This window comes from Pseudomonas sp. B7 (genome assembly GCF_016735645.1).
Taxonomy (GTDB): Bacteria; Pseudomonadota; Gammaproteobacteria; order Pseudomonadales; family Pseudomonadaceae; genus Aquipseudomonas; species Aquipseudomonas glycinae.
On sequence record NZ_JAERRE010000002.1, the window covers coordinates 526,185 to 536,859 of the forward strand.

7 protein-coding genes and 1 pseudogene are annotated in these 10,675 nt (G+C 61.6%); 5 read left to right on the forward strand and 3 right to left on the reverse strand.

All coding sequences use genetic code 11. The features are described from left to right. Positions 1-61: 61 nt before the first annotated feature. The 3 genes from gltB (at position 62) to hemE (ending at position 7,217) form a co-directional block, all read left to right on the forward strand. On the forward strand, positions 62-4,507 hold the full coding sequence (gene gltB / locus JKA62_RS07310; RefSeq protein WP_201817100.1) for a glutamate synthase large subunit: 4,446 nt from the start codon (positions 62-64) through the stop codon (positions 4,505-4,507). A 33-nt stretch (positions 4,508-4,540) separates the two neighbouring features. After that, on the forward strand, positions 4,541-5,959 hold the full coding sequence (locus JKA62_RS07315; RefSeq protein ID WP_007909438.1) for an FAD-dependent oxidoreductase: 1,419 nt from the start codon (positions 4,541-4,543) through the stop codon (positions 5,957-5,959). A 190-nt stretch (positions 5,960-6,149) separates the two neighbouring features. Beyond that, positions 6,150-7,217, forward strand: coding sequence for a uroporphyrinogen decarboxylase (hemE, locus tag JKA62_RS07320; RefSeq protein WP_007968321.1), 1,068 nt, complete (start codon positions 6,150-6,152; stop codon positions 7,215-7,217). 69 nt (positions 7,218-7,286) lie between these two features. On the opposite strand, the gene JKA62_RS07325 is transcribed toward hemE, so the two are convergent. Continuing rightward, on the reverse strand, positions 7,287-8,501 hold the full coding sequence (locus JKA62_RS07325) for an MFS transporter (protein ID WP_236676480.1): 1,215 nt from the start codon (positions 8,499-8,501) through the stop codon (positions 7,287-7,289). Between the two features lie 178 nt (positions 8,502-8,679). Between JKA62_RS07325 and JKA62_RS07330 the strand changes: the two genes are divergently transcribed. Continuing rightward, positions 8,680-9,576, forward strand: a complete 897-nt coding sequence (locus tag JKA62_RS07330; protein WP_039766450.1) for a LysR family transcriptional regulator — start codon at positions 8,680-8,682, stop codon at positions 9,574-9,576. Here JKA62_RS07330 and JKA62_RS07335 read toward each other — a convergent pair whose 3' ends face one another. Next, the gene (locus JKA62_RS07335; protein WP_011332087.1) at positions 9,577-10,014 is read right to left on the reverse strand and encodes a hypothetical protein; all 438 of its coding nucleotides are present in this window, start codon (positions 10,012-10,014) and stop codon (positions 9,577-9,579) included. Positions 10,015-10,058: 44 nt separating this feature from the next. Here JKA62_RS07335 and JKA62_RS28900 point away from each other — a divergent pair. Next, positions 10,059-10,166, forward strand: a pseudogene (locus tag JKA62_RS28900) (addiction module antidote protein); the annotation flags it as partial. A gap of 48 nt (positions 10,167-10,214) precedes the next feature. On the opposite strand, the gene JKA62_RS07340 reads toward JKA62_RS28900, so the two are convergent. Then, the gene (locus JKA62_RS07340; RefSeq protein WP_201817104.1) at positions 10,215-10,655 is read right to left on the reverse strand and encodes an excinuclease; all 441 of its coding nucleotides are present in this window, start codon (positions 10,653-10,655) and stop codon (positions 10,215-10,217) included. Between the last annotated feature and the right edge of the window lie 20 nt (positions 10,656-10,675).

A 10,675-nucleotide genomic window follows, 5' to 3' on the forward strand; every position in this document is an offset into this window, starting at 1 on the left:
CAAGTGGTTGAATTGAAAAGAAATTTGCCTCGGTAAGAGGCAGCCTGGTGAGAAAGTGTCTATGAAAGCAGGTCTGTACCAACCAGATGAATTCAAGGATAACTGCGGTTTCGGCCTGATAGCCCATATGCAGGGCGAGCCCAGTCATACCCTTTTGCAAACGGCCATTGAGGCCCTGACCTGCATGACCCACCGCGGTGGGATTAATGCCGACGGCAAGACCGGTGACGGTTGCGGTCTGCTGATTCAAAAGCCCGACGCGTTCCTGCGTGCCATTGCCCAGGAAACCTTCAGCGTCGAGCTGCCCAAGCAATATGCCGTGGGCATGGTCTTCTTCAATCAGGATCCGGCCAAGGCCGAAGCCGCTCGCGAGAACATGAACCGCGAGATCCTGGCCGAAGGCCTGCAACTGATCGGCTGGCGCAAAGTACCAATCGACACCAGCGTCCTCGGCCGCCTGGCCCTTGAGCGCCTGCCGCAGATCGAGCAGGTGTACATCGGCGGCGAAGGCCTGAGCGATCAGGACATGGCGGTCAAGCTGTTCAGCGCCCGTCGTCGTTCGTCCGTGGCCAACGCCGCCGACACCGACCACTACATCTGCAGCTTTTCCCACAAGACCATCATCTATAAAGGCCTGATGATGCCGGCCGACCTGGCCGCGTTCTATCCGGACCTGGGTGACCAACGCCTGCAAACCGCGATCTGCGTGTTCCACCAGCGCTTCTCCACCAACACCCTGCCGAAATGGCCGCTGGCTCAGCCATTCCGCTTCCTTGCCCACAACGGCGAGATCAACACCATCACCGGCAACCGCAACTGGGCGCAGGCCCGTCGGACCAAGTTCACCAACGATCTGATGGATCTGGAAGAACTCGGCCCGCTGGTCAACCGTGTCGGTTCCGACTCATCGAGCATGGACAACATGCTCGAACTGATGGTGACGGGCGGCATCGACCTGTTCCGTGGCGTGCGGATGATCATTCCGCCAGCGTGGCAGAACGTCGAAACCATGGACCCGGATTTGCGTGCGTTTTACGAGTACAACTCGATGCACATGGAGCCGTGGGACGGCCCGGCCGGCGTGGTCATGACCGACGGCCGCTACGCGGTGTGCCTGCTCGACCGTAACGGTCTGCGCCCGGCACGCTGGGTCACCACCAAGAACGGTTTCATCACCCTCGCGTCGGAAATCGGCGTCTGGAACTACCAGCCTGAAGACGTGCTCGCCAAGGGCCGTGTCGGCCCGGGCCAGATCTTCGCCGTGGACACCGAAACCGGGCAGATCCTCGACACCGACGCAATCGACAACCGTCTCAAATCCCGTCATCCGTACAAGCAATGGCTGCGCAAGAATGCCCTGCGCATCCAGGCGACCATGGAAGACAACGATCACGGTTCGGCTTTCTACGACGTCGATCAGCTCAAGCAGTACATGAAGATGTATCAGGTCACGTTCGAAGAGCGCGATCAGGTACTGCGTCCGCTTGGCGAACAAGGCTACGAAGCCGTCGGCTCGATGGGCGACGACACGCCGATGGCCGTGCTGTCCCAGCGCGTGCGCACGCCGTACGACTATTTCCGCCAGCAGTTCGCGCAGGTGACCAACCCGCCGATCGACCCGCTGCGTGAAGCGATCGTGATGTCGCTGGAGATCTGCCTCGGTGCCGAGCGCAACATCTTCCAGGAGTCGCCGGAACACGCCTCGCGCGTGATCCTCAGCTCGCCGGTCATTTCCCCGGCCAAGTGGCGCTCGCTGATGAATCTAGACCGCCCGGGTTTCGAGCGGCAGATCATCGACCTCAATTACGACGAAAGCGTCGGCCTCGAAGCGGCGATCCGCAACGTCGCCGATCAGGCTGAAGAAGCCGTGCGTGCCGGTCGTACCCAGATCGTCCTGAGCGACCGCCATATCGCTCCGGGCAAACTGCCGATCCACGCCTCGCTGGCCACCGGCGCGGTGCACCACCGCCTGACCGAAAAAGGCCTGCGCTGCGACTCCAACATCCTGGTGGAAACCGCCACTGCACGCGATCCGCACCATTTCGCGGTGCTGATCGGTTTCGGCGCCTCGGCGGTCTATCCGTTCCTGGCGTACGAAGTGCTGGGTGACCTGATCCGTACCGGTGAAGTGCTGGGCGACCTCTACGAGGTGTTCAAGAACTACCGCAAAGGCATCACCAAAGGTCTGTTGAAGATCCTGTCGAAGATGGGCATCTCGACCATCGCGTCGTATCGCGGTGCTCAGTTGTTCGAAGCGATCGGCCTGTCCGAGGAAGTTTGCGAGCTGAGCTTCCGTGGCGTGCCGAGCCGTATCAAAGGGGCGCGTTTCGTCGACATCGAAGCCGAGCAGAAAGCACTGGCCACCGAAGCCTGGAGTCCGCGCAAGCCGATCCAGCAGGGCGGTCTGCTGAAGTTCGTCCACGGTGGCGAATATCACGCGTACAACCCGGATGTGGTCAACACCCTGCAAGCCGCCGTGCAGCAGGGCGACTACGCCAAATTCAAGGAATACACCTCGCTGGTGGACAACCGTCCGGTGTCGATGATCCGCGACCTGTTCAAGGTCAAGACTCTCGACACGCCGCTGGACATCAGTGAAGTGGAACCGCTGGAATCGGTGCTCAAGCGCTTCGACTCCGCCGGTATCTCGCTGGGCGCCCTGTCGCCGGAAGCTCACGAAGCCCTGGCCGAAGCCATGAACCGCCTCGGTGCGCGTTCCAACTCCGGCGAAGGCGGCGAAGACCCGGCGCGCTACGGCACTATCAAGAGCTCGAAAATCAAGCAGGTCGCGACCGGCCGTTTCGGGGTGACCCCGGAATACCTGGTCAACGCCGAAGTGTTGCAGATCAAGGTCGCACAGGGCGCCAAGCCGGGCGAGGGCGGGCAACTGCCGGGCGGTAAAGTGAACGGGCTGATCGCCAAACTGCGTTACGCAGTGCCAGGCGTGACCCTGATTTCGCCACCGCCGCACCACGACATCTATTCGATCGAAGACTTGTCGCAGCTGATCTTTGACCTGAAACAGGTCAACCCGAAGGCGCTGGTCTCGGTGAAACTCGTGGCTGAAGCAGGCGTCGGCACCATCGCCGCCGGTGTGGCCAAGGCCTATGCCGACTTGATCACCATCTCCGGCTACGACGGTGGCACCGGTGCTTCGCCGCTGACCTCGATCAAATACGCTGGCGCTCCGTGGGAACTCGGCCTGGCCGAAACCCACCAGACCCTGCGCGGCAACGACCTGCGCGGCAAGGTTCGGGTACAGACCGATGGCGGCCTGAAAACCGGCCTCGACGTGATCAAGGCTGCGATCCTCGGCGCCGAAAGCTTCGGCTTCGGTACCGCGCCAATGATCGCGCTGGGCTGCAAATACCTGCGTATCTGCCACCTGAACAACTGCGCCACCGGCGTCGCGACCCAGAACGAGAAGCTGCGCAAGGATCACTACATCGGCACCGTCGACATGGTGGTGAACTTCTTCACCTACGTCGCCGAAGAAACCCGTGAGTGGCTGGCCAAGCTCGGCGTGCGCTCCCTCGAAGAGCTGATCGGCCGTACCGATCTGCTGGAAGTCCTCGAAGGCCAGACCGCCAAGCAGCATCACCTGGATCTGACTCCGCTGCTGGGCAGCGATCACATCCCGGCGGACAAGCCTCAGTTCTGCGGCGTCGAGCGCAACCCGCCCTTCGACCAGGGCCTGCTGGCCGAGAAAATGGTCGAGATGGCGACGTCGGCGATCAACGACCTCAGCGGCGCCGAGTTCGATCTGGATATCTGTAACTGCGACCGTTCGATCGGCGCACGGATCTCCGGCGAAATCGCGCGCAAGCACGGCAACCAGGGCATGGCGAAAGCGCCGATCACCTTCCGCTTCAAGGGCACCGCAGGTCAGAGCTTCGGCGTGTGGAACGCCGGCGGTCTGAACATGTACCTGGAAGGCGACGCCAACGACTACGTCGGCAAAGGCATGACCGGTGGCAAGCTGACCATCGTGCCGCCGAAGGGCAGCGTTTATAAGACTCAGGAAAGCGCCATCATCGGCAACACCTGCCTGTACGGCGCCACGGGCGGCAAGCTGTTCGCCGCCGGCACCGCAGGCGAGCGTTTTGCCGTGCGCAACTCCGGTGCCCACACGGTTGTGGAAGGCACTGGCGATCACTGCTGTGAGTACATGACCGGTGGTTTTGTCTGCGTTCTGGGCAAGACCGGTTACAACTTCGGCTCTGGCATGACCGGCGGTTTCGCCTACGTGCTCGACCAGGACAACACCTTCGTTGACCGGGTCAACCACGAACTGGTGGAAATCCAGCGGATCAGCGGCGAGGCGATGGAAGCCTACCGCAGCCACCTGCAGAACGTGCTGAACGAGTACGTCGCGGAAACCGACAGCGAGTGGGGTCGTGAGCTCGCCGAGAACCTCGATGACTACCTGCGTCGTTTCTGGCTGGTCAAGCCGAAGGCTGCCAACCTGAAGTCGTTGCTTTCCAGCACCCGTGCCAACCCGCAGTGATATGCGCCTGAAGAGTTTGATGAGGTTTTAACAATGGCTGAACGTCTGAATAACGACTTCCAGTTCATCGATGTCGGGCGCAAGGATCCGAAGAAGAAACTGTTGCGTCAACGCAAGAAAGAGTTCGTGGAAATCTACGAACCGTTCAAACCCCAGCAGTCGGCCGACCAGGCTCACCGCTGTCTGGGTTGCGGCAACCCGTATTGCGAATGGAAGTGCCCGGTGCACAACTTCATTCCGAACTGGCTGAAGCTGGTGGCCGAGGGCAACATCCTCCAGGCCGCCGAGCTGTCGCACCAGACCAACACCCTGCCGGAAGTCTGCGGCCGGGTGTGCCCGCAGGATCGTCTGTGCGAGGGTGCGTGCACCCTCAACGACGGCTTCGGCGCGGTGACCATCGGTTCGGTCGAGAAGTACATCACCGACACCGCGTTCGCCATGGGCTGGCGCCCGGACATGTCCAAGGTCAAACCGACCGGCAAGCGTGTCGCGATCATCGGCGCGGGCCCGGCGGGTCTAGGGTGTGCCGACGTGCTGGTGCGCGGCGGCGTGACGCCGGTGGTGTTCGACAAGAACCCGGAAATTGGCGGTCTGCTGACCTTCGGCATCCCCGAATTCAAGCTTGAGAAGACCGTACTGAGCAATCGCCGCGAAGTCTTCACCGGCATGGGCATCGAGTTCCGCCTCAACACCGAGGTCGGCAAGGACGTGACCATGGAGCAACTGCTCGCCGAATACGATGCCGTGTTCATGGGCATGGGCACCTACACCTACATGAAGGGCGGTTTTGCCGGTGAGGATCTGCCGGGCGTTTATGACGCGCTGGATTTCCTGATCGCCAACGTCAACCGCAACCTGGGCTTTGAAAAGTCGCCGGAAGATTTCGTCGACATGAAGGGCAAGAAAGTTGTGGTGCTGGGCGGCGGCGACACGGCGATGGACTGCAACCGCACGTCGATCCGCCAGGGCGCCAAATCGGTGACCTGCGCCTATCGTCGTGACGAAGCGAACATGCCTGGCTCGCGCAAAGAGGTGAAAAACGCCAAGGAAGAAGGCGTGAAATTCCTCTACAACCGCCAGCCGATCGCCATCGTCGGCGAAGACAAGGTCGAAGGCGTGAAAGTGGTCGAGACCCGTCTCGGCGAACCGGATGCTCGTGGCCGTCGCAGCCCCGAGCCGATCCCGGGCTCCGAAGAGATCATCCCGGCCGATGCCGTGGTCATCGCGTTCGGTTTCCGCCCGAGCCCGGCGCCGTGGTTCGAGCAGTTCGAGATCCAGACCGACAGCCAGGGCCGCGTCGTTGCGCCCGAGCAAGGTCAGTACAAGCACCAGACCAGCAACCCGAAAATCTTCGCCGGTGGCGACATGGTGCGCGGTTCCGACCTGGTGGTGACGGCGATCTTCGAAGGCCGCAATGCGGCTGAAGGGATCCTGGATTACCTGGGCGTCTAAACCCGGTTCGAAGTTCCACCGCAACACCTGTGGGAGCTGGCTTGCCAGCTCCCACATTGTTTTCAGGGTGTTGCTGAAATCCGCGAAATCATTGCGACAAATTGACCCGATAGACAAAAGGCTGACCTGCATCCGTGCCTTTTGCGTCGCGCTCTGAGAAAATGCCCGCACTTTTTTTCCGGATGCCGACATGACTGCCCTGAAGAACGACCGTTTCCTCCGCGCCCTGCTCAAGCAACCCGTAGACGTCACCCCAGTGTGGATGATGCGCCAGGCCGGCCGCTACCTGCCGGAATACCGCGCCAGCCGCGCCCAGGCCGGTGATTTCATGAGCCTGTGCATGAATCCGGAATTCGCCTGCGAAGTCACGCTGCAACCGCTGGACCGCTATCCGCAACTGGACGCGGCGATCCTGTTCTCCGACATCCTCACCATTCCCGATGCCATGGGCCAGGGCCTGTACTTCGAGACCGGTGAAGGTCCGCGCTTCAAGAAAGTCGTCAGCACCCTGGCCGACATCGAAGCCCTGCCGATCCCGGATCCGCACAAAGACCTCGGCTACGTGATGGACGCGGTCAGCACCATCCGCCGCGAACTGAATGGCCGTGTACCGCTGATCGGTTTCTCCGGCAGCCCGTGGACTCTCGCCACGTACATGGTCGAAGGCGGCTCGTCGAAAGACTTCCGCAAGACCAAGGCGATGCTCTACGACAACCCACAAGCCATGCACCTGCTGCTGGACAAACTGGCGCAGTCGGTGACTTCGTACCTGAACGGCCAGATCCAGGCCGGTGCGCAAGCGGTGCAGATCTTCGATACCTGGGGCGGCAACCTGTCGGCGGCGGCATATCAGGAATTCTCACTGGCCTACATGAAGAAAATCGTCAGCGGCCTGATCCGCGAGCACGACGGTCGCAAGGTGCCGGTGATCCTGTTCACCAAGAACGGCGGCCTGTGGCTGGAAAGCATCGCCGAGGCTGGTGCCGACGCACTGGGCCTGGACTGGACCTGCGACATTGGCAACGCCCGCGCTCGCGTTGGCGACAAGGTGGCACTGCAAGGCAACATGGACCCGACCGTGCTCTACGCCAAGCCGGAAGCGATCCGCACCGAAGTCGGGCGCATCCTCGCCAGTTACGGCAAAGGCAGCGGCCACGTGTTCAACCTCGGCCACGGCATCACGCCGGAAGTCGATCCGGAACACGCTGGCGCGTTCCTGCGTGCGGTGCATGAGTTGTCGGCGCAGTATCACGAGTAATCGACGCTCAGCTCTAATGCTAGAAAACAAAAACGCCCGGCTTATGCCGGGCGTTTTTGTGGGCGTGAATCAGGCTTTGACGCCACCCAGCGGCGGCAGCTTCGCCAGTTTCAACGCCACCAGCAGCGCCACCAGCAACAGCGCGCCGATGAACAGGCCAATCCCGTTCCACCCGGCCATGTGCCAGAACACCCCGCCCGCTGTCCCGGCGATGCTCGACCCGGCGTAATAGCTGAACAGGTACAACGACGACGCCTGGCCCTTGGCCTTGAGCGCCCGGCGGCCGATCCAGCTGCTGGCCACCGAGTGGGCGCCGAAGAAGCCAAAGGTGAAGATCAGCATGCCAATGATCACCAGCGGCAGCGGTGTGAACATGGTCAGGGCGAGGCCGGCGAACATCAGGGCGATGGTGGCCCACAGCACTTTGCGGCGTCCCAGTTTGTCGGCCAGCGAACCGATTTTCGCCGAGCTGTAGATGCCCGACAGGTACACCACCGACAGCAGTCCCACGAACACTTGATCCATGTGATACGGCTCGGCCAGCAGGCGGTAACCGATGTAGTTGAACAGGGTGACGAACGCACCCATCAGCACGAACGCCTCAAGGAACAGCAGCGGCAGGCCGGCATCGCGAAAATGCATGGTGAAGCCGTCGAGCAGGCTGCGCGGATGCAGCGAGCGGGAGCGGAAGTTGCGCGATTCCGGCAGGATTTTCCAGAATACCGCCGCCGCGATCAGCGCCAGACCGCCGATCACCATCATCGCCGTGTGCCAGCTGACGAAGTCGATCAGCACACCGGTGATCAACCGCCCGCTCATCCCGCCAATCGCGTTGCCGCCGATGTACAGACCCATCGCCAGACCGATGTGCTGCGGATGGATTTCCTCGCTCAGGTACGTCATCGCCACCGCCGCCAGGCCACTCAATGACAGCCCGGTCAGCGCGCGCATGATCAAGACGCCGTGCCAGCTCGGCATCATCGAACTGGCGATGGTGCATAGCGCAGCAGCAAACAGCGCGGCGACCATCACCGGTTTGCGCCCGACCCGATCGGAAATCGGGCCGGTGATCAGCAGACCGAACGCCAGCATGCCGGTGGCCACCGACAGGATCAGGCTGCTCTGCGCAGCGTTGATCGAATACTCGTGGGACAGCAGCGGCATCATCGGCTGCACGCAGTACAGCAGGGCGAAGGTGGCGAAGCCTCCGCTGAACAGCGCGAGCACCGTGCGCATGAACGCGGGCGTGCCTTTCTCGATGTAGATCTCTTGCAGTTCGGTCATCACATCGTCCGCCGCAGCGGGCGGGACTTCATGGGCCAGTGGAGCGACGGCGGTTTTCACATCAGACCTCGGAGGGCGCGGGCAGACAGGCAATGAAAAAATCATATAGCTGGCTAATGTTTCTATCCAATATATTGTTCGACCTGTTTGATAGCTTTAACGACCTAATGGGGTGCCCATGGAATTACGTCATCTGCGCTACTTCATCGCCGTCGCCGAAGAACTGCACTTCGGCCGCGCCGCACAGGTGCTGGGCATCTCCCAGCCACCGCTGAGCCAGCAGATCCAGGCGCTGGAACAGGAAGTCGGCGCGCGACTGTTCGAGCGGACCAATCGTCGGGTCGAGCTCAGCGAGGCCGGGCGACTGTTTCTGGAGGAAGCGCGGCTGGTGCTCGCGCAAGTCGATAAAGCGGCCGACGTGGCTCGCCGCGCGCAACTTGGTGAGTTGGGTGAGCTGAAGATCGGCTTTACCTCATCGGCGCCGTTCAACTCGACCATTCCCCAGGCGATATTTTCCTTCCGTCAGCGTTTCCCGGCTGTGCACCTGAATCTGCGTGAGATGAGCAGCACCATGGTGGCCGACGCGTTGGTGGACGAATCGATCGAAGTCGGCATCATGCGCCCGCTGGGTTTGCCGGATTCGCTCAGCGTGGTCGAACTGATGCGCGAGCCCTTGGTGGCGGTGCTCAGCTCCAAACATCCGCTGGCGCAGGGCTCTGAAGAAGGGCTGTTCCTCTCGGCGCTGGCCCTGGAGCCGTTCGTGTTTTTCCCGCGCAGTTACGGCAGTGGTCTGTATTCACAGTTGATCAGCCTGGCCCGCGACGCGGGATTCAGTCCGCACTTTGCCCAGGAGGCCGGCGAAGCAATGACCATCATCGGTCTGGTGGCAGCCGGCCTGGGCGTGTCAGTCATGCCGGCGTCGTATCAGCGGATGCGCATCGACGGCGTGGTCTATCGACCGCTGCTCGATCCCGAGGCCGTGACGGCGGTGTGGCTGGTGCAGCGCAAGGACCAGAAATCGCCGATGGCCAAGGCGTTTGTCGAACTGCTCACGCGCAAGGTCGAAGCCGGTTGATCAGGGCAGCCGCACCAGATCACCCTTCAACGCCACCCGCGTGACAAAGATGCCGGCCCGACATTCGTAAGTGTTCAGATCCTTGCGCACATGCTGGTCGTAGTAGCTGACGATGTTGGTCACCGCATTCGCCCCGACACGCTTGGCCTCGGCCTGCAGCGCAATCAGATTCGACTGCAACACCCACTCGCACGAGTCGTGATCGCTCTTGTTGAAGCCGTTGGTCTTCAAGTCGCTGACCACCCCGCGTTGTAACAACCGCTGAGTGCCCTGAGGTCCGTTGCCGACCAGATAAAACTTCACACTGCCATCCAGCCGCCCGGCGCGCATTGCATCCGACACGACGGTTTCGAACGGCATGTACATCAGATTGGTGGCGTGGCTGGCACTGGGGAGCAGGCTGAAAAGGGCGGCAGCGATCAGGGCTTTCGCTTGCATGGTCATCTCCTTGACGTAACGCGCAGCAAATCATGGGTATGACGAGTGTAGACGCCATATATCGCGCACTGTCAGGCGAGGTAAATCCCGAGTTTGGAACGATCCTCAAAGTCATGAAAGCGCTGGGGCTGAAGTTGCATGCCAGCACATGATCTGAATTGAAAAGGGCGCCGAAAGGCGCCCTTTGTCGTTTCCGGCCGTTACTGAACCGTCGCCAGATCGCCCTTCAACGCTACGCCCGCCATGATGGCGCCCGCGTGGCATTCGTAGGTTTTCGCATCCTTGCGCTCGTTGCTCTTGTAGAAGCTGACGATGTTGGTCACGGCGTTGGCGCCAGCGTTTTTTGCGGCCTGGTGCAGGCTGATGATCGCCGATTGCACGACCCACTCGCAGGCTTCCTGGTCGGACTTGTTGAAGGCGTTGGTCTTCTTGTTGGTCACGGCGCCGGGGCTGACGACAGTGACCTTGCCAGCCGGGGCGTTGCCCGCCAGATAGAACTTCACGCTGCCGTCGATCTTGCCGGTGCGGGTCGCTTCGGCGACGGCCTTGTCGAACGGCAGGTAGACCGCCGTGTCACGGGCCTGGCTGACGGCCGGCATGGCGCAGATGAGCAGGGTGGCAGCGAGTTTCTTGAAGTGCATGGAGGTCTCCTTGACCTGGA

Excerpts from the sequence above, each read along its gene's own strand:
- JKA62_RS07340 (WP_201817104.1), bottom strand. The coding sequence starts at position 10,655 with ATGCACTTCAAGAAACTCGCTGCCACCCTGCTCATCTGCGCCATGCCG.
- JKA62_RS07325 (WP_236676480.1), bottom strand. The coding sequence starts at position 8,501 with ATGACCGAACTGCAAGAGATCTACATCGAGAAAGGCACGCCCGCGTTC.
- JKA62_RS07315 (WP_007909438.1), top strand. The coding sequence starts at position 4,541 with ATGGCTGAACGTCTGAATAACGACTTCCAGTTCATCGATGTCGGGCGC.
- gltB (WP_201817100.1), top strand. The coding sequence starts at position 62 with ATGAAAGCAGGTCTGTACCAACCAGATGAATTCAAGGATAACTGCGGT.
- hemE (WP_007968321.1), top strand. The coding sequence starts at position 6,150 with ATGACTGCCCTGAAGAACGACCGTTTCCTCCGCGCCCTGCTCAAGCAA.
- JKA62_RS07330 (WP_039766450.1), top strand. The coding sequence starts at position 8,680 with ATGGAATTACGTCATCTGCGCTACTTCATCGCCGTCGCCGAAGAACTG.
- JKA62_RS07335 (WP_011332087.1), bottom strand. The coding sequence starts at position 10,014 with ATGCAAGCGAAAGCCCTGATCGCTGCCGCCCTTTTCAGCCTGCTCCCC.